Here is a 19,692-nt window from a genome sequence, read left to right on the forward strand (position 1 = left end):
CGTGAACCCTGATCTTCTCCTGATTGCCTTCCCGGCCAGCGACGACGAGGCGCTCTATTGGTGGCGTCTGGTCGATGGCGTCGTGCAGGCCGCCGGATGCGATCCCGACCCCCTGGCAGCATCGCAGCAGGATGGGACGGACGAGGGGCAGGGGGATATTCGCGTGGTCGCGCTGATTGCATCCCATCTGACCACTATCATGGCGCACGAAGCAATCAGCGACGCGACGCAAAGCCAGGCCCTGACCGCGGCGATCATGGCTGCAAAAGCCAATAGCCTCGATCGCGACAATCTCCACATCGTCTCGACGATGGTTGGCGCAAACGGAGTGGTCACGGCGTCGGTGGGGCGAGATATATTGTCTGCCGGACTGGTTCGCTTGAAGGCGCTGAACCTCGATCCGGATGCGATTCTGCCGTCGGGCTGGTTGCTGCCGGGTGCAGACGAGGGAGCAGTTTCTGCCGATTTCGGATTTGATCAGGTCGTCAGAGCGGGCAATCTCGTCACCACCGACGATCCGTCGCTAAGGGAATTTCTGTTCGCTGACCAAGTCGCCGCGCCGATCACCGGCGATGCGTTTGACGCCATGCTGGCCGGCGCTACTGAAAAGGCGGATCTGAATTTCCGCAGCGGCCTCTTTGCGAAAAAGACCCGGCGCTCGATGGACGAGAAGCAAAAGCGCCGGCTCGGCTGGATGGTCGCGGCGCTGTTCGTCATTTCTGTTGCCATTCCGCTGGTGCAACTGGCCCAATATCATTGGGCAGCCAGTGCGGCAGATGAGGCTGCTCTTGCCAGCGCCGCTCCTGTTGTGGGCGAGCAGGAAAGTCCCGACAGTGCCGAACGGGCGCTGGACCAGCGGCTGATTGCTGAAAATCGGGGCAATATCATGTTCCCAGTTCCGGCGTCGGCGCTCTATTCCGCGCTGCAACAGGTCCCGAACGTATCGATCACGCGCCTGGCTTATGGTGAAAACGGAATTGTGTCGGCGACATTGTCCGCCGTTCGCAACGAGGATATCAATCCCGCCCTGCTCGCGTTGCAGGAAGCGGGCTTCATCATAACCGCGACCCCGCGCACCGATGCGACCGGTTCGGCGCAGGCGGATATAACGGTGAGGGCGCCATGATTGACAATGCACGAAACTGGTTTTCCGGACTCAGCCAGAGGGAGAGGCTTTTGGTCGGGGTCGCCGGCCTGCTGCTGGTCGGACTGGTCGGCTATTATGGGGTCGCGCGGCCAATGGTCGGCGCAATGTCCGCATCGGAAGATCGCTATATGAACGCAGTCGAGCAGCAGGGGCGGATAGAGGCCAAGGTTGCCGCGCTTCTGCAGCCGGTCCAAGGGACGACAGTCAAGTTCAGCGGCGCCATCGACAATTTTGTCAGTCAGAGCGCGGGTGAAACCGGAATCGCGGTTGGCTCGATCAATCCACAGTCGGATAGCCGGGTCAATATGGTGGTAGAATCGGCCAAGCCGACAGCATTATTTGGCTGGCTGGCGCGGATTGAACGCGAAGGAATCGCGGTTGAAAACCTTAACGTCGATCCTGCCGGCAATGGAACCGTATCAGCAACCCTGACCTTGCGATCGCATTAGTCGACCGCAGAGCGGCCTTTCACTCCGCCGGTTCGATATGTGGCTGCCTGTCCTTGGCGGGGAACAATATGCCGCCATCGTCGGCCGACATGACTTCCGGTTCGGCGATGCCAGCCATTGCAACTTTCGCCTTTTTGAGCACCCATTCACCCTTGTCGTTGCGGATATAGGCAGGCGCGCGCTGAACGTTCCAGACCAGACCCATTTTTTCCCACGCATAGATGATCTGGCCATTGAGATCGAATTCCCACCAGGCAATTTTCGAAGACGCGGCGCGCGGGTGCTGGTGGTGGTTGTTGTGCCATCCGTCGCCGAAGGTCATCCAGGCCATGAACCAGTTGTTGCGCGATCCGTCCTTGGTCTCGAACCTTTGCGAGCCAAAAACGTGGCCGATGCTGTTCACGCCCATGACGAAGTTCAGGAAGAAGAAATTGCGGAAAAAGCCGCCTATCAGGATGGTGCCGATGATATGTTCCGGTCCACCGAATGCCAGCGCCCAGAGAGCAGGCAGGACGATGCTAGAGAAGATCGCAATCGACCAGCGATGCTTGTGGCACCACAATACCTGCGGGTCGTCGATCAGTCCCTTGCCGTAGACCTTCATATCCGATGTCGTATTGTCGAACAACCAGCCGAAATGGGCGATGCCGAGCCCTTTGAGTTTGCCCATTTTCTTGCCGTGCCCGTCGATATAGGGGCTGTGCACGTCACCGACGCCATCGGCAAAGGCATGGTGGCGACGATGGTCGGCAGCCCATTTCAGGACCGAAGCCTGGCAGGCCATTTGCGCCATGATGCCGATGGCGAGGCGCATTTTTGGCCCTGCTTCAAATGCGCGGTGGGTGAAATAGCGATGATAGCCGATGCCGACGCCCATGTTGATCAGGGCGAATCCGAACAGAAAGGCGGACCATTCGACCCAGCCGGTGGCATGGGTGAGCGTCCAGTATAAGGCGCCGAGCGAACCCAGAACCATGGTCGAAAGCAATATCCCATATTCGATGCGTTTGGCCCGCGCGGCCGGCCCGCCAATGATGACGCCGTGCTGCGGATGCTGTTCCGACGGGACATATTCGTCGGGTTGAATGTCGCTGAATGCGCTTGCCATCGACCAATTTCCTCGAAAATTTAACTCATTTTACGAGGATATAGGCTATTGAACATGATTACAATTGTCTTAACCATTTGCCTGAAGGTCGGCGAGGAACTGACCAATCGGGCCTATTCCAGGATGCTGCTTCCACTATCGGGGCGGCTATCGTTTCGCGCGGTACTGCCAACGCCGGCGTTTAGTAATTGGAAACCGCTCAAGCCTTGTCAGAGCGTCTAGTCGTCATTCAGGCGTTCACGGTCAATACGACTGGTCCTTTCGGAATAGCGGGGACGTTCCGCACGCGCTGGTCGGGATGTCTGCGCCGAACGTGCTGCGGGCCGGGCTCGGGATTGCGGCTGTACTGACGGTCTCGCGTCAGTCGCTCTCGCTGTACGCCGGCTTGGCCGTTCCGCACGATTGTCGCGATTGCGGGTTGGTGCCGCTTGTCCTTCGCGATCAGGTCGCGCTGTTCTTCTCACCGTCCGGTTGCCGCGGTCGCCGCGGGCGGCTCTGTCGTCACGATATTGGCCTCTCCGCTGATCTCGCGTTGCATCACCGCGTAAATCGCGGCGGTCACGCCGATCTGCATGTCGTTCCGGATTCCGATCCTGTCCTCTGGCGTGATGCCCGCCAAATTCGGCTCGTTGTCTGGCCCAGTGGCGTCTGTGAGTGTCCCGCATCGCATGGCGCCTGCCGACGCGATCGAAGATATAGACGCCATAGCCGGGATAATAATATTGATCGTACCAGCCGCCGCCAAAGCCGATATTGGCAAATCCATAGCCGGAATCGCACGCATAATAATCGTCAAACGGCGCATAAGGATCGCATTGATAGCCAGCATTGTTGACATAGCCGTCACCATAATAGCCGGTGCCGCCATACATGCAGCCGCCCAGCCCCAAAAGCGCGCCGACCGCCACGACAGATTTCAGGGTTCCGGGTATCTTAAACTGGATCATGATTTTTCCCATCGGAACCGGCCATAGCGGCACTGCATGTGCCGAGTCGCGATTCATTTTCAACTGTTGCCAATCCTATGTTGCAGCGATTGAATAACGGATGAATGGAGGCTCTTGCTGACATTGATGAAAGTAGCTAGTAAGATCATGTAACTTTAATTCAGGAGCTCTACCCGTGGCGACAATTTCAGCAAAACCGCATGGATATCCCTATCAGGAAAGTGCGAATCCGCATTGGGTAAAAACTCCAAGCGAAGATCAACTGGCACATATCCCGGGCGAAAACGGCATCCCGATATTCGGAACAACGCTGAAGGTTATCAAGGACCCGATCGGTTTCGGCAAATATATGTTCGATCGCTATGGCTCGGTTTACCGCACCTATAGTTTCGGCAAGCAGAATGTCATGCTGCTCGGAGCGGACGCGACCGAAATGGTGATGTTCAACAAGGACAAGATATTTTCCAGCGAACAGGGCTGGGGCCCGGTTCTGAACAACCTTTTCCCGCGCGGGCTTATGCTGATGGATTTTGAGCGACACAGAGCCGACCGCAAGGCGCTCTCGGTTGCCTTCAAGCCCGGACCGATGAAGCATCATTGCCAGGTACTCGGGACCGGCATATTGGAGCGTGTCGCCGAATGGGGCGACACCGAATTCGAATTTTACCCGGCGATAAAATCGCTCTCGCTCGACACCGCGGCCAGCGCCATTCTCGGCATCCCCTGGGGACCGGAAGCGGACAAGATCAACAAGGCCTTTGTCGATGAAGTCCAGGCTTCGATCGGTATTGCACGCAAGCCGATCCCGTTTACGAAAATGTGGAAAGGCGTAAAGGCGCGCGAATATCTGCTCGAATATTTCACCCCGCAGGTGAAGGAACGGCGGGCCAAGGGCGGAGAGGATATCTTCACCCAGATTTGTCTGGCAACCCACGAAAATGGCGAGCTGCTGACCGAGGACGAGGTCGTCGACCACATGAACTTCCTGATGATGGCGGCGCATGACACGATCACCTCTTCGGCGACCAGCATGGTCTATTTGCTGGCCAGGAATCCCGAATGGCAGGATCGTCTGCGCGAAGAGTGTCTGTCGGTGGCGCCGGCCGGCACGGTGCTGACCATGGAACAACTGGGCAAGCTCAACCTCACTGAAATGGCGTTCAAGGAGTCGCTTCGCCTGATCCCGCCGGTGCCGAGCATTCCGCGCCGAGCGCTCAAGGAATTTACTTTCCGCAACTACCGGATACCGGCAGGAACCAACGTCGGTATCAGCCCGCAATTCGTCCACAAGATGGAAAAACACTGGCCCGATCCGGAAAAATTCGACCCGCTGCGCTTCACGCCGGAAAACAGTGTCGGACGCCACAAATATGCATGGGTTCCGTTTGGCGGCGGCGCGCATATGTGTCTCGGTCTGCATTTTGCCTATATGCAGATCAAGATATTGATGCACGCGATGCTGACCCAGAACCGTATCGTCCTGCAGGGCGGGGATGATCACGAACCGGAGTGGCAGGCCTTTCCGATTCCTCAGCCAAAGGACGGATTGCCTGTCCGGCTTGAACGGCTTTAGTCTAGCGGTTGCGGAATATTGGCGGCCATCACGATGTAGGCTGCCGTGCGTGGATGGACGGCCACCTGTCTGTTTTTGATCGAGGATATTTTGTTGAACACAAAAATTGACAGGCGAATCCGTCCGTGTCAGTCTCCAATTGTAAAATGTAAAATGAGGGGCGCGCACCCGTTCAGGATTCATGTCGTCGAGCCGAACTCTTGTTCAGGCGCAGGAGTAACGCACGGTCAATGATTCGGGTAAATCTTCTCCCTTGCGGAAAAACAGATGGCAGGCTTGCGGATATGTTCGCCGGTCGAAGCCAGACGAGGGGGCAATCGTCGGAAGGCCTGTACAGCTTCAATCAAATGCGGTTCGGCAGGCATTCTGCCCGGTCGCGAAATCCTTCTCCGTCCAAGGAGCAGAGGATAAGATAATAGGGGATAGAACATGATTGCCTTTCGCATTGTCACCATATTGATCGGCTTCATTCCGCTTTGGTTCGGGATCAACGGTGTGTTTTTCGGCGCGGCAGAGCATATGGCCGGCGAGCCTTTCAGCAGCGCGATGGACAATCAATATCGTTATCTTTCCGGCGTCTACATCGGGGTCGCGCTGATGATATTCTACAGTTCCGGCGATATCAGGCGCAGAGGTGATCTCTTCCGCTTTGCCATCATCGCCATCTTCATCGGCGGCTGCGCGCGGGCGATCTCCTATCTTACGGTTGGCGCCCCGCCGACCGAACAATTCGCCGGGATGGTGGTCGAATTGCTGGCCCCTCTATTGCTGCTCTGGCGGGTACGGGCGGTACGATACTAGGCGAGGGGGCCTGAACCGACAGGCCGGAACGCTTCCCCCTGGATCGCCGGTCACTTCGCCAGCATGTCTTTCAGATAGCCGCCGGTAAAGCTGGCCTTGACCTTGGCCACTTCTTCCGGCGTGCCTTGCGCGACAATTTCGCCGCCCCGCACGCCGCCTTCGGGACCGAGGTCGATGATATGGTCGGCGGTCTTGATGACATCGAGATTATGCTCGATCACCACCACGCTATTGCCCTGCTCGACCAGTTGGTGGAGCACCTCCAGCAACTTCCGAACATCCTCGAAATGCAGGCCCGTTGTCGGCTCGTCGAGAATATAGAGCGTCTGCCCGGTTGACCGTTTCGACAGTTCCTTGGCCAGCTTGACCCGCTGGGCCTCGCCGCCCGACAGGGTGGTTGCCTGCTGGCCGACCTTCACATAGCCGAGGCCGACTTCGTAGAGCATCGCCATCTTGTCGCGGATCGGCGGCACCGCCTTGAAGAAGCTGACCGCATCCTCGACCGTCATGTCGAGAATATCGGCGATCGACTTGCCCTTGAACTTTACCTCGAGCGTCTCGCGATTATAGCGCTTGCCGTGGCATTCCTCGCAAGTGACATAGACATCCGGCAGGAAGTGCATCTCGATCTTGATCAGCCCGTCACCGCGGCACACTTCGCAGCGGCCACCCTTGACGTTGAAGCTGAACCGGCCCGGCTTGTAACCGCGCACTTGCGCTTCGGGCAGACCGGCGAACCAGTCGCGGATATTGGTGAAGGCGCCGGTATAGGTCGCGGGATTGGAGCGCGGGGTGCGGCCAATCGGGGACTGGTCGATGTCGATGACCTTGTCGCAATATTCCAGGCCGGTGATCTTGTCATGCGCGCCGGCAATCACCCGCGCGCCATTGAGCGTCCGGGCGGCCGAAGCGTAGAGCGTATCGATGGTCAGCGAGCTTTTGCCCGAGCCCGACAGGCCGGTGATACAGGTGAAGGTCCCGAGCGGGATCGATGCGGTGACATTCTGCAGATTATTGGCGGTCGCACCGTGCACGGTCAGCTTCTTGCCATTGCCCTTGCGGCGCTTGGCCGGGACCTCGATCTGGCGCGTGCCGTTGAGATAGGCGGCGGTCAGCGATTTTTTCGATTTCAATATCTGCTTGAGCGTGCCCTCGGCGACGACCTCGCCGCCATGAACGCCGGCACCCGGTCCCATGTCGACAACCCAGTCCGCGGTGCGGATGGCGTCCTCGTCATGCTCGACCACGATCACCGTATTGCCGAGATCGCGCAGGCGCTTGAGCGTGGTTAGCAAGCGGTCATTGTCGCGCTGGTGCAGGCCGATGCTCGGCTCGTCGAGCACATAGAGCACGCCGCTCAGGCCCGACCCGATCTGGCTGGCGAGACGAATGCGCTGGCTCTCGCCACCGGAAAGCGTGCCGCTGGTCCGGTCGAGATTGAGATAGTCGAGACCGACATTGTTGAGGAAGCCCAGCCGCTCGATGATTTCCTTGAGGATCGGTTCGGCGATCTGGCTCTGGGTCTTGTTGAGCTTGGCGCCGAGACCTTCGAAAAATGCCAGTGCATCGCCGACGCTGCGCCGGGTGGAGATACTGATGTCCTCGCCGGCAATCTTGACCGCCAGCGCCTCCGGCTTCAGCCGCGCGCCGTGGCAGGTTTCGCAAGGAGCCGCCGCCTGGAATTTGGCCAGCTCTTCCTGCATCCAGGCGCTCTCGGTCTGCAGCATCCGGCGATTGAGATTGCCGACGACGCCCTCGAACGGCTTTTTTACTTCATAGGATTTGCGCCCGTCCTGGAAGCGCAGCGTCACCGGCAGGCCCTGGGTGCCGTTGAGGATCACGTCGCGATGATGCTCGCTCAATTCATTCCACGGCGTGTCGAGATCAAATTCGAAATGGCGTGCAAGGCTGCCCAGAACCTGCATATAATAAGGCGAGGGCGGGTTGGACTTGGCCCATGGCACGACCGCGCCCTTCTTGATGCTCAGCGCCGGATTGGGGACGATCAGCTGGGTGTCGAAATGGAGCTTCTCGCCAAGACCGTCGCAGGACGGGCAGGCGCCTTGTGGTGCGTTGAACGAGAACAGCCGCGGCGCGATTTCCTCGATGGTGAAGCCGCTTACCGGGCAGGCGAAGCGTTCGGAAAAGACGATCCGGTTTGGCGGGAGGCCGGTGCCTTTCATGCTCCCTTCCCGCTTGAGGGAGGGGCCGGGGGTGGGGATTTCTCGGGTGTCCGGCTGGCCCACCCCTGGCCCCTCCCGCAAGCGGGAAGGGGAGTTATCCGGTTCCGGCTTGAAATTTGCGCTGGCTTCTGCAACGCCTTCCGTTCGCGCTGAGCCTGTCGAAGCACCATTGGCAAGCGCTTCCTCAACCGTACCATCCGCCAAATCCACAAAAGCCAGCCCATCCGCCAGCCGGAGCGCGGTCTCGAAACTGTCGGCCAGCCTTTGCTCCATGCCCTCGCGTACCACGAGACGGTCCACGACCACCTCGATGTCATGCTTGTATTTCTTGTCGAGCTTCGGCGTTTCCTCGATATCGTAAAATTCGCCATCGACCCGTACGCGGGTGAAGCCGGCCTTCTGCCACTCGAGCAATTCCTTGCGATACTCGCCCTTGCGGCCACGGACCACGGGCGCGAGCAGGAAGAATCGGGTCTTCTCGGGCAGGGTCATTACCCGGTCGACCATCTGCGAGACGGTCTGCGCGGTGATCGGCAGGCCGGTTGCGGGGGAATAAGGCACGCCGGCGCGAGCCCAGAGCAGGCGCATATAGTCGTAAATCTCGGTCACCGTTGCGACGGTCGAGCGCGGGTTGCGGCTGGTGGTCTTCTGTTCGATCGAGATCGCCGGTGACAGGCCCTCGATATGCTCGACATCGGGCTTCTGCATCATCTCGAGAAACTGCCGTGCATAGGCCGACAGGCTCTCGACATAGCGCCGCTGCCCCTCGGCATAGATGGTATCGAACGCAAGGCTCGACTTGCCGCTGCCGGACAGGCCGGTGATCACGATCAGCTTCTCGCGCGGAAGCTCGATATCCACGCCCTTGAGATTATGCTCTCGGGCGCCTTTTACTTTGATGTGGGTCAGACTCATGCGGATGCTTTGCAGAAGATGCCGGAGAGAGTCCAGCGGGCCAATGGGACAGGGTGATCTGCGCTATATGTTCAATGTTTGTTCCGTTTTCAAGAGGGAGTTTTTTGGCGAGGCGTGATGGGGGTCACGGGTGTTGGGGGCCAAAGCGAAGCAACAATCCGCGCACTGTTCAATTTCATGAGGTGCCAAATGAAAAATCCGCTCTTACTCGCAATTTCGACTTCGATGCTCGCGGGGTGCGCGACTGCTAGCTTTTCGCCCCCGTCGACTAATTTGGCCAATGTGATGGAAACCCGAGGGAGTAATCGCTCCGTTAGCCAAAGCTGCAAATCCTTTGAAAAGCTCTCTTCTGGACAGCCTATACCGATACTTGAAACTGTAGATGGTGCTCGCAGTTTGATAAATAACTTCATTTTGATGTACAGATGCCGAGCGCACAGTGCCGCAAATGGTCGGCAAATTTTTGAGATACCTGCATTTCTAACAGCGGTAGGCACAATTACCGCCACCGCATTTGGCGCTGGATCGGATGTTTCGGTTGCAGGTGGTTCTGCCGCTGCAGTCCTAAATGGTGCTAAAGGCTACTACAGCCCAAAGCAAAAAGCAGATATTTTCGACAGTTCCCTTGATGCCTTGATTTGCATAAAAATGGAAGCTGTCGGAATTGATGGTTTTGAAATCAAGAAGGTCCAGCAGGAGGCTGCTAAACAAGCAAAAGCTGCCGGGAACAAAGGTCGCTCTAATGGCGTCGAAATTGGTCCCGAAACGCAATATTATGATTTGATCTCTGCATCTCTGTTGTCAGTTGAGCGAGTGCTTGCTCAACGGCTGAGTGCGGTCGGAGTCTATGATCCTGCGGGTGTGGTAGCAGAGATTAAGCAGCTATCTGAGGAAATTGCGGAAGCGGAATCGGTGCCATCTGTTTCGGCCGCTCAAAACAAAACTCAACCCATGCAGCTATCTGCGTCAGAAAAGGCTACCGCTACACAAACTTTGGTTGAGATAAAATCCTTGCGGCCAAAGTTGCAAAGCTGCGTTGTCAGAGCAAAGCTTTAGTTGTCCAGATTGATCCGCTAGCGTCTCACTTTGGTCGATTATCGAAATTCAAAACGAACGGGCTCTGCTCGACATTTCAGATTCTTTTTTTACACTTCAACCCATAACCCGCCCAAAAACCGCACGATAGCGCTCAAAAAACCCAACCATCTCCGGCGACCTTTTGCTCTTCATGTCGCAAAAGAACTTCCGGTTCCACCCCTTCGCGGTACCCAGATGGATCATCGCGTAAACATAGGCGAGTAACCCTGCCGAAAACGCAAAAGCCGCGCCCACGCCGGCCGCTGCCCACACAACTGCCGCCACAACCGGATAAGCCAGCACCGGAAAGCTGATCGCCTTGCGGTAATTGAATATTGCCTTGCTCTCTCTGGTCGGCAATCCGAATTTCCCGACCAGCGTCGAGGTAAACGGCAGGCGGTTGTGGATGATCGCGGCGGGGACCTTGACCCACCACGGCACCGGCGCGAGCAGGATCGTGCCGAGCGCGAGCAGTTCGAAAAACGGGTAGCGGATGACCAGCAGCGCCAGCACCTTGTAATCGTGATATTGTTTTGCGGTGTGGCTGAGCAGCTCGTCGACGCCGTCGACCGCATAGCGGCCGGTCTCGCGGAAGCGGAAGACATTGTTCGGATACATATAATATTTCATCAGACCCTTGAGGCCGGGCGTGTCGCTGCGTTTCGGGCGGATGCCGAGTAGTCGGGCGACCTCGTCGGTATAAGTGCCGTACCAGACCAGATGGTCGGTCTTGCTCTCTGGCCGTTTGGCATAATAGTTCGCGTTATAGTTCGCGATCCGCTGCTCGATATTGGCGTTGATGCCGTTGCGGAATTCCGGATCGCTGATCATCCGGTGGACCAACAGGCACTGCATCTCGCTGATATTGTTGAGCCCGCCGGTGAACGGACGGGTGAAGCCTATGGTGTATATGTTGCGCAGGCGGGGGGATATCACGCCGAGAAACTGCTGCCGCGTCTTGTAGATGAAATGCTCCGACGCGCGGTCGCCGCACAGCCGGATTTCGGGGATATTGGGCACTTCCTGGTCGCCGTCGATGATCTCGTCAAACGTCGCCGTCTCGCCGCCCTCGGTCAGCGTCATCGCTTCGCGGTCAAGCGTGGCGACCGCCTTGTCCCACAATTTCACATGGCCATGTTCGAGGAAGAAGGGCAGGTCGTTGATCAGATAGCCGTCGCTGATCTTCTGCTCGAGTGTGTCGTCGCAATAGAGTTTGTAGACATCGATCGGCCAATATTTGATCGCGATATGGCCGTTTTCAATCGGTGCCCTGGCTTCGAAAAAGGTCCGGAGACTTTCGTGCGGCCGGATGCTTCTGGGGTGGCGCACGCCGAGGCTGTTGCGGTCGAAAAGCTTCGCAAACCAGCGGTGGATCAGGCCGTGGATATAGCCGCCGTCGATGAAGGCGCGATAGCTCCATTTGCTGACTTCGGAGAAATTATGGCATTCGAGCTGGTCGAGCGGGACGAAACGCGGGCCGTCGTCGAACGGCGAGAAGGTGGCGAACATCTTGTCGAGCATGATGAAGCCGTTGGTGACCAGATGCACTTTGGCGCCATGAGCGACCAGCTTGGCAATCAGCAGATTCGAGCTGTCGCCGGTCGAGGTGATCGCGACATTCTTGCCGGCATAGCTGGCATCAATTTTGATCTGCTTGAGATTGGCATTCATCTGCCGCCGGAAAGCGGTGGCGACGACGACATGCTGCGCGCGGAACTGCTCGCCACTCTCTAGGCGGACAATGCTGTGATCCGGATGATTGTCGATACTGCCGACCCGCCCGTGGTGGATATGGTCGGCGTAGCGCGCGGCATATTTCTTGTGGATCGCGTAAAATTCGCGGGCGGTCGGGAAACCGTCGGTGAAATCCTCGCCTTGCTCCCTGAGCATGTCGACCAGCTCGAAGGAATAGACGCTGCTCTGCAGGGAACTGACCAGATCGAAATCCAGCGCATCCGACGCTTCCAGCTGCTGCCAGATCGGGGTCATTTCCGACACCATCAGCCAGCGGATCCCGCTGGCGTCCAGCTCTCGGACCAGCGGCATGGTCGAAAAGCCGCCGCCGACGATCAGGACATCAATTTCACGCGTTTGCACCATATTCGTCCCCCTGCAGCGATCCGCTGTTGTCACTTCTGGTAAACGCTCGCAGCCGCAAAACCAATGTTCATTTCGCCGTGACGGGCGTTTCGGAAAGGATTTCTGTCCGATTTTGGGAAATCAGGGCTTTCCGCTTTTTCATCGACGGTCAATTGCCGTTGGTCGAATGAAAGCCGGAACGGCGCGCGCCTGTGTTATGCTGCGACCAGCCGAGTGATGACCCGGATACAGCGCAAAAGCTCCCGGGTCGTATCGAAGCTCAACCACGGGGGGATGGCGTCATGATGCGACATCGCAAACAGCTGGACCGGAGAAAATTGCCTACCGCATGGGCAAGCTCCATTCTCCGGGTCCGCCGGGCCGCCGTCCGCCCCCTATTGGGCGCGGCCCTTGCGACGCTTCTGGTGCCATCCCCTTTGGTTGCGCAGCAAGCGGCGCCTGCCGCGGTCTCTCCTGCGCCCGCGGCCTGCGCCACCGGCGATCACCGCGCTTTCGACTTCTGGATCGGTATATGGGATGTAACCGCCGCCGGACAGGACCAGCCCACGGCGGTAAGCCGCATATCGGCTGAACATGGCGGCTGCGCCATTCGCGAGGACTATGCCACCAAGGGCGGCTATACCGGTATGAGCATCAGCTTCTTCGACGCAGCCCGGAAAAAATGGCACCAGACGTGGATGGGCGTCGATGGCGCGGCGCTATATGCCGAAGGTGGCATCAATGACCGGGGCGAGATGGTGCTCAGCAACCGGAATACGCCTTATTATCAGGCGGGTGCCGCAATCAACCGGATCACCTGGACACCCCGAGCGGACGGCAGCGTTCGGCAGCACTGGCAGGCATCACAGGATGGCGGCGAGACATGGCGCACGGTTTTTGACGGGCTCTATGTGAAAAAGCGCTGATTGCAGGGCGTTGTTCGAAGAGCGTGTGCGGCAAGTCCGTTGGAAGCGGTGAAGACGCTTGTAACTTTTTCCCGACGAAGATAAAAATACCGGCGGGGGTCCTGATGAAAGGACTGAATATGTGGCACGGAAAAATATTCTGCTTCAGCGCGCTTCTGACGGCGCTGTTTTCGAGCGGCACGGCGACAGCACAGGAACCGGATATCGATTGCGAGAGTGCCAAGCGCTATCTGGTCGAGCAATATGACCGGTCTGATCCGGCGACCAACGAAAAATATTACGAAATATGGTCCAGCGCGCAATGCGTGCGGGCGCGGGAAAATGCAGAATTACATGTCGATCCCGACATTGCATCGAACGAGCAATTTATCAGGAGCCTCAGCCAGGATTATGATGCGCGACTGGCTCAGCTTCCGGCCATATGCCAGTCGATTGTCGACAATCGGTGGTCTCAGGCCAGCGAGAAGTTCAGATTGCAGCAGAAAAAGAGCGAGCTGCTGGCCTCGTGTATCCGCAACCGGCAGCATTCGGTTCGGGCAGAATATCTGAATCGGCTGAACAAGGAAGCGGCAGCACAATTTGTCGAGAAACAGCGATTGAACCGCGAGCAAATAGCCGCTGACGAAGCTGCCGATGCCATGCGGCGCGCCGAGTATGAAAAGAAAATGGAACAATGGCGCGATGCGGTAAAGCGATGCGAAGCCGGAGACGTGCGCTATTGCTCGTCAGGATTGTGAGACAGCCGGCGTCGGGACAGGGCTGACGGCCGCTTCTACTCTGCCATCAAGTCCCGCACGAATCCGATCAGGCCGGTTTGCCGCGCACGGCGCATCCGTTCGGTGGCGAGGATCTGCTTTACCTTGGCAAAGCAGGCCTCGAGATCGTCGTTGATCAGGACATAGTCATAGCCGTCCCAATGGCTGATCTCGCTGGTTGCGCGCTGCATCCGGCTTTCGATGATTTCCGGTGAATCGGTGTTGCGGCTGTCCAGACGGCTCCGCAATTCGCCGAGCGTGGGCGGCAGGATGAACACCCGGACGACATCCTGTCCGGCGCGTTGATAGAGTTGCTGCGTGCCCTGCCAGTCGATATCGAACAGGACATCCTGTCCGTCCGCCAGACTCTCGTTCACCGGCACCGCAGGCGTTCCATAGCGGTGCCCGAAGACGGTGGCATATTCCAGGAAGCTGTGGTCGGCGACCATCTCTTCGAATTCCTCACCGCTGACGAAATAATAATCCTTGCCATGTTCCTCGCCGGGCCGTTTGGCGCGGGTTGTGACGGAGACGGACATCGCGATTTCATCGTCGGCCTGAAGCAGCATGCTGGCCAGCGTCGACTTTCCAGCGCCCGAGGGCGAGGAAAGCACGAACAGCAAGCCGCGACGGCTCAGCTCGCGATGATCATTGTCGATGTTCTGGGAAGAAATATTGTCGGCCATATCGGCTATTGGCCGAGAAGGGCGCATGGCGTCAAGATTCAAGATGCCCTTATGACGTTTTATTGTTGCCGCTCCGTGCAATCATCCTGATGACAGTCTGGTAAATTGCGGCTATTCGCAGATCATGTTTCAGGGACGCATCAGCACCATATTTTTCGCGATCGGGATAACGATCATGGTCGGCTGGCTGTTTTACGTCGGCAAGGACATCATATTGCCGATCGTGACAGCGGTCATCCTGCTGCAGATCCTCTATGCCGCCAGCGCCACCGTCGCGCGCATCCCCGGATTGGGCATGACGCCCTTGTGGCTGCGGGCCACGCTGGCCCTCATCGGTGTGCTGGCTCTGCTTTTCGCGATGACCCGGATGCTGGTAGCCAGCCTGCAGAATCTCGTGCCGTCGCTGCCGGTCTACCAGCGCAATCTGGAAAATCTGTTTGCGGCATGGTTCCCGGCTCCGGCCACCGGCGGGATCGGCCAGCCGCAGGTTTCCGAATTGATGGCATCGCCGTCCGCGATATTCGACCGCGGTACCGAAGCGGTCGCCAAGGCGGTTAGCGAATTCGCGACCAGATTTTTCACCGAGATAGATATTGCCGCGCTCGCCCAGTCTTTATTGTCCTCGCTGACCAGCTTCGGCGGTTTCCTCTTCATCACGATATTATATGCTTCGTTCCTGCTCAGCGAGATCACCGGATTTCCCGAAAAGGTGCGCCGGGCCTTCGGTTCCGACAGCGCGTCGACCGATACGCTCAACATGTTCACGCGGATCAACCATGATATCGGCAGCTATCTTGCGACCAAGACGCTGATCAATATCATCCTCGGCGTTGTCTGCTGGTTGATATTGCGGATACTGGGTGTCGAATATGCCGCTCTGTGGGCGATTATCATCGGCCTGCTCAACTATATCCCCTATATCGGGTCCTTTGTCGGCGTAGCCTTTCCGGCGCTGTTTGCCGTGGCCCAGTTCGGCAGCCTGACGGTTCCGTTGATCGCCACCGGCCTGATGACCGCGGCGCAGGTGGTTATCGGCAATATCGTCGAGCCGAAGATGCTCAGCAAGTCGGTCAATCTCAGCCCGATGGTGGTGCTCGTGTCTTTGGCGATCTGGAGCAGCCTGTGGGGCATTCCCGGAGCGATACTGGCGGTGCCGTTCACAACCATCTTGATGATCGTGCTCGCCCGCCGGCCCGGCACCCGCCCGATTGCGGCGCTGCTCTCCAGCGATGGTAATGTCTAGGCTTTAGCCTGGCGCGCGCGGCGGCTTCATCAGAAACGCGGCGACCATCGCGGTGGAAAGCAATCCGATCGCAATCGCAAAGGCGAGATCATAGCTGCCGGTCGCCTCGAAGATATAGCCGCCGCCAGCAGGCGCTGCCGCCGCAAAGGGCAGCATCACCGGCGCGATCACCGAATTGATGATCGGAAACGCGCGTTCGCCGTAATAATTGCCAGTCACCACCGGGCCCAATACCAGCATGCCGCCGTAGCCGGCGCCGAACAGCATGCCCATCGCCGAGAGCAGGACGACGCCCTGACCAAGCCAGAAGCCGGCCAGCCCGATCGCCATCAGGGCGACAAAGCCGAACACCGTCCAGCGCAGCTCGAACTGGTCGCCCAGCCAACCCGCCGGTATCCGCGCCAGGCCGCTGCCCAATATCGCCAGCCCGATGATCGAGGCCGCCTCGAGACTTGAAAGCCCGCTGTCGGTGAGGTGCAAAATGCCGTGGTTGAGCAGAAAGAAGAATGTGCCCAGATAGGCGACCGTGATCAGCATGAGCAGATAAAGCATCGGCGTCCGGACCACCTGCTTGATCGTCCAGTCATGGCTGGTCCGGTGGGTCCTGGGGCGCAGGCCGGCGGCCAGGGCCTCCTGCGCCGCCATGCCCGGATCGACATTGTCGGGGAATTGACCGATATCGCCGGGGCGATTGATGACAAACCGGGTGGCGATCAGCGCGATCACGACCATGGCGGCGGCGATCAGCCAGGCCGCGCGCCAGCTGTCGAACCGGTCCATCATGCTCGCGAGTACCGGCTGCGCAAGCGCTCCGCCCAAGGCCCCGCCGGTCATCACGATACCGATAGTGGTTGACCGTTTGATATTGAACCAGCTGATCATCGCGGTCTGCGAACAGATCGGACCGGTCAGGGCAAAGGACAGGCCCATGACGCCGCCCCAGATCAATATCCAGTGCCAGACTTCGCTGACCGCTGAAACCAGCAGCAGGAGCCCGGAAAGCATCACCAGCAGCCCGATCGTCACCGTCTGGCGGACGCCGTATCGGCTGAGCAGATAGCCGGTTAGCGGATAGGCGAGGCCAAGCATGACAAGCGCGATCGACTGGGCCAAAGCCGCATTGCCGCGGTTCCAGTCCATCGTCTCGACCATCACCGGAAAGACCACCGAATAGGCGAAATAGACAAAGCCCGAGGCGGCAAACTGGATGAAGAAGAACAGACTGACATTGGACCAGCCATAGAATCTGCGGGGCGCCTGCCCGGATTGCGCGGTCGTCGCCACATCACTCTCCTGTACCGCTTGATATCAGCGACTTGGGAGGAGCTTACAGCAATGTCAGTTACAATCAATATTGCAGTTGGGCGGATGGATTATGGCCACTCGGAAGGGATCAAACGGTATCGCGGCGAAGCGTGCCATGCTTTAGCAAATGCAGGGGCAAGGTCCAAAGTTTGTCAAAGTTGGGGCCAAGGACGGTTTGTTCTGCGCGATGTTGGATAGATTGTTGCAGATGTAGGAAATATTATTTCGAAGGTCCGGACAATCAGCCAACGGGTTCCTTGGGCACCGGACGGCCTTCAATCTCTATCACGGCTTCCGATGCGGGAAGCGCTTCGGCCTCTTTCTTGTCATCATAAATCTTCTTGGCGATCAGCGCCCCGCCGACCAGCAGCGCGCCGGGGACCGAGCGGGTGGCCAGACGGGCGGCGAGCATGCCGAGGCCGAAATTGCGCAGGCCATGGCCCTGCGTGTGCTTGCGCGCCTCGTAACCGACGGCGGTGGTGAAGATATTTCTGATTAGCGACATGTTCTTGTTCCCGGATCAGGAATGATTTCCGACCATATTCTCAGGCCTTACATGGGTATCGTAGGTTTTTTCGTCAACCAGACCAAGTTCCAGCGCGGATGCACGCAGGGTCTGGCCGGTCTTGTGGGCATATTTGGCAATGGCCGCGGCCTTGTCATAGCCGATCACCGGAGCCAGCGCGGTCACCAGCATCAGGCTATTGTCGACCAGCTCCCTGATCCGCGCTTCATTTGCCTCCAGACCTTCCACGCAGCGTTCGGAAAAGCTCGACATGCCGATAGAGATAATCTCGATCGAGCGCAGCACATTGGCGCCGATCAGCGGCTTGAACACATTGAGCTCGAGATGGCCCTGCAGTCCGCCGACGGTGACCGCCTGATGATTGCCGATGACCTGCGCGGCGACCATGGTCAGCATTTCGCACTGGGTCGGATTGACCTTGCCGGGCATGATCGAGCTGCCCGGTTCATTGGACGGCAGATCGATCTCGCCGAGGCCTGACCGCGGGCCCGAGCCGAGCAGGCGGATATCATTGGCGATCTTGGTCAGCGACACCGCCAGCGTGTTGAGCGCACCGGACAATTCGACCATCGTGTCATGCGCGGCCAGCTCGGCGAATTTATTGCTGGCCGTGTTGAATTTCAGCCCGGTAATTTTGGAGATTTCCTTGGCGATATGCTCGCCGAAATTTTCAGGGGCGTTGAGGCCGGTTCCGACCGCGGTGCCGCCTTGCGCCAGTTTCAGCAGCCGCGGCAAGACCGCCTCGACCCGGTCGCGCGCGGCCACCAGCTGCGCGGCATAGCCGGAAAATTCCTGCCCGAGGGTCAGCGGCGTCGCATCCTGCAAATGGGTGCGGCCGATCTTGACGATGGATTTCCATTGCTGCGCCTTGTCGGCCAGCGCATCGTGCAACTGTTCCAGCGCCGGAAACAGCTCGACCTCCAGCGCCAGCGCTGCGGAGATATGCATGGCGGTGGGAAAGCTGTCATTGGACGATTGGCCGCGATTGACATGATCATTGGGATGGACCGGATATTTGCCACCTCTTGTGCCATATATCGCTTCGTTGGCGACACCGGCTATCACTTCGTTGACGTTCATGTTAGACTGGGTGCCCGACCCGGTTTGCCAGATAGTCAGCGGAAATTGATTGTCATATTCGCCGGTCCGCACCGCATTGGCTGCTTTTTCGATGGCGGCGGCAATCTCCGGGTCCAGTCCGTGAATGCCATTGACCCGCGCCGCCGCCTGCTTGACCGCAGCGAGGCCGTGGATCAGCCGGATCGGCATGCGTTCCTGGCGGGGAAATGGAAAATTCTCGATGCTGCGCTGGGTCTGTGCGCCCCAATAGGCGTCGGCGGGGACTTCTATCTCGCCGAGTGAGTCGGTTTCTATGCGGGTGCCGCTCACTTTTTCTTGCCGAAGTCCACCGTCACCACGTTGGAACCGTCATCAGCAGTTTCGACCGCTTCCGCATCGCCGTCATTTTCGGCCGGATCGTGATCGTTGACATCGCCCTCGACCTCGTCGACGTGGAACTGCAGCGCAAAGTCGACCGCCGGATCGACGAAAGACGTAATCGCGGCAAACGGGATATGCAGCATCGAGCTGATCTGGTTGAAGCTCAGACCGACTTCGAACCGGTCCTCGTCAACCTTCAGGTCCCAGTAGCGGTTCTGGATGACAATCGTCATCTCGTCGGGGAATCGGGCGATCAGATGATCGGGAATGTCGACACCGGGCGCGCGGGTCTTGAACGTGATATAGAAATGATGGTCACCGGGCAGGCCGTCTCTGACGACTTCCCCGAGCACCCGGCTCACCACCGCGCGCAGCGCTTCCTGCACGATTTCGTCATATGGAATCAGGCTATCTGGGGCTTCGTCGCTCATTTGCACTTCGTGGCGGCAACCGAGCATCGGGTCAAGTGTGTAAAATGAATTTTGCATGGCCAAAGGCCGCGAAATTCTTGCCTGATTTGTCCAACCCTTTA

General features: G+C 58.3%; 17 protein-coding genes. 8 read left to right on the forward strand and 9 right to left on the reverse strand.

Translation table 11 applies throughout. The features are described from left to right. Nucleotide 1: 1 nt before the first annotated feature. Nucleotides 2-1,126: a type II secretion system protein L gene (locus tag HUO14_RS11225; RefSeq protein WP_176279918.1), complete on the forward strand. Its 1,125-nt coding sequence runs from the start codon at nt 2-4 to the stop codon at nt 1,124-1,126. Further along, entirely contained in the window at nt 1,123-1,596 is a 474-nt protein-coding gene (gene gspM, locus HUO14_RS11230) for a type II secretion system protein GspM (RefSeq protein ID WP_176279919.1), read from the forward strand. Before HUO14_RS11225 ends, gspM begins: the two co-directional genes overlap by 4 nt. A 19-nt stretch (nt 1,597-1,615) precedes the next feature. Here the strand turns inward: gspM and HUO14_RS11235 are convergent, their stop codons facing one another. Next, on the reverse strand, nt 1,616-2,704 hold the full coding sequence (locus HUO14_RS11235) for an acyl-CoA desaturase (RefSeq protein ID WP_176279920.1): 1,089 nt from the start codon (nt 2,702-2,704) through the stop codon (nt 1,616-1,618). Between the two features lie 218 nt (nt 2,705-2,922). After that, complete coding sequence (locus tag HUO14_RS11240; RefSeq protein ID WP_176279921.1) at nt 2,923-3,651, reverse strand: hypothetical protein; 729 nt, start codon at nt 3,649-3,651, stop codon at nt 2,923-2,925. Nucleotides 3,652-3,826: 175 nt separating this feature from the next. Here HUO14_RS11240 and HUO14_RS11245 point away from each other — a divergent pair, with 175 nt between their 5' ends. Together HUO14_RS11245 and HUO14_RS11250 are read left to right on the forward strand one after the other, a co-directional pair. Then, nucleotides 3,827-5,224, forward strand: a complete 1,398-nt coding sequence (locus HUO14_RS11245) for a cytochrome P450 (protein WP_343046095.1) — start codon at nt 3,827-3,829, stop codon at nt 5,222-5,224. Between the two features lie 429 nt (nt 5,225-5,653). Next, complete coding sequence (locus HUO14_RS11250; RefSeq protein ID WP_176279922.1) at nt 5,654-6,025, forward strand: DUF4345 domain-containing protein; 372 nt, start codon at nt 5,654-5,656, stop codon at nt 6,023-6,025. 50 nt (nt 6,026-6,075) lie between these two features. Here HUO14_RS11250 and uvrA read toward each other — a convergent pair whose 3' ends face one another. Further along, nucleotides 6,076-9,123 (reverse strand): excinuclease ABC subunit UvrA, encoded by a 3,048-nt coding sequence (uvrA, locus tag HUO14_RS11255; protein ID WP_176279923.1) that lies wholly within the window; start codon nt 9,121-9,123, stop codon nt 6,076-6,078. Between the two features lie 189 nt (nt 9,124-9,312). Here uvrA and HUO14_RS11260 point away from each other — a divergent pair, with 189 nt between their 5' ends. Then, entirely contained in the window at nt 9,313-10,179 is an 867-nt protein-coding gene (locus HUO14_RS11260) for a hypothetical protein (RefSeq protein WP_176279924.1), read from the forward strand. A 96-nt stretch (nt 10,180-10,275) separates the two neighbouring features. Here HUO14_RS11260 and HUO14_RS11265 read toward each other — a convergent pair whose 3' ends face one another. Beyond that, nucleotides 10,276-12,300: an NAD(P)/FAD-dependent oxidoreductase gene (locus HUO14_RS11265; protein ID WP_176279925.1), complete on the reverse strand. Its 2,025-nt coding sequence runs from the start codon at nt 12,298-12,300 to the stop codon at nt 10,276-10,278. 281 nt (nt 12,301-12,581) lie between these two features. Between HUO14_RS11265 and HUO14_RS11270 the strand changes: the two genes are divergently transcribed. Both HUO14_RS11270 and HUO14_RS11275 read left to right on the forward strand, forming a co-directional pair. Next, entirely contained in the window at nt 12,582-13,205 is a 624-nt protein-coding gene (locus HUO14_RS11270; protein ID WP_176279926.1) for a hypothetical protein, read from the forward strand. Between the two features lie 104 nt (nt 13,206-13,309). Continuing rightward, a complete protein-coding gene (locus tag HUO14_RS11275) occupies nt 13,310-13,942 on the forward strand; it encodes a hypothetical protein (RefSeq protein WP_176279927.1) in 633 nt (210 codons plus the stop codon). A gap of 35 nt (nt 13,943-13,977) precedes the next feature. Here HUO14_RS11275 and gmk read toward each other — a convergent pair whose 3' ends face one another. Further along, the gene (gene gmk / locus HUO14_RS11280; protein WP_176279928.1) at nt 13,978-14,646 is read right to left on the reverse strand and encodes a guanylate kinase; all 669 of its coding nucleotides are present in this window, start codon (nt 14,644-14,646) and stop codon (nt 13,978-13,980) included. A 124-nt stretch (nt 14,647-14,770) separates the two neighbouring features. Here gmk and HUO14_RS11285 point away from each other — a divergent pair, with 124 nt between their 5' ends. Beyond that, on the forward strand, nt 14,771-15,889 hold the full coding sequence (locus tag HUO14_RS11285; RefSeq protein ID WP_176279929.1) for an AI-2E family transporter: 1,119 nt from the start codon (nt 14,771-14,773) through the stop codon (nt 15,887-15,889). Between the two features lie 3 nt (nt 15,890-15,892). On the opposite strand, the gene HUO14_RS11290 is transcribed toward HUO14_RS11285, so the two are convergent. The 4 genes from HUO14_RS11290 to HUO14_RS11305 all read right to left on the reverse strand — a co-directional run bounded on the left by HUO14_RS11290 (nt 15,893) and on the right by HUO14_RS11305 (nt 19,591). Then, nucleotides 15,893-17,173, reverse strand: a complete 1,281-nt coding sequence (locus tag HUO14_RS11290; RefSeq protein WP_176279930.1) for an MFS transporter — start codon at nt 17,171-17,173, stop codon at nt 15,893-15,895. 262 nt (nt 17,174-17,435) lie between these two features. Further along, a complete protein-coding gene (locus HUO14_RS11295) occupies nt 17,436-17,699 on the reverse strand; it encodes a hypothetical protein (RefSeq protein ID WP_176279931.1) in 264 nt (87 codons plus the stop codon). A gap of 15 nt (nt 17,700-17,714) precedes the next feature. Then, nucleotides 17,715-19,109, reverse strand: coding sequence for a class II fumarate hydratase (gene fumC, locus HUO14_RS11300; RefSeq protein WP_176279932.1), 1,395 nt, complete (start codon nt 19,107-19,109; stop codon nt 17,715-17,717). Beyond that, nucleotides 19,106-19,591, reverse strand: a complete 486-nt coding sequence (locus tag HUO14_RS11305; RefSeq protein WP_176279933.1) for an SspB family protein — start codon at nt 19,589-19,591, stop codon at nt 19,106-19,108. The genes fumC and HUO14_RS11305 overlap by 4 nt, the downstream gene beginning before the upstream one ends. Between the last annotated feature and the right edge of the window lie 101 nt (nt 19,592-19,692).

Origin of the sequence: Parasphingorhabdus flavimaris (assembly GCF_013371215.1) — a bacterium.
Classification (GTDB): Bacteria; Pseudomonadota; Alphaproteobacteria; order Sphingomonadales; family Sphingomonadaceae; genus Parasphingorhabdus; species Parasphingorhabdus flavimaris.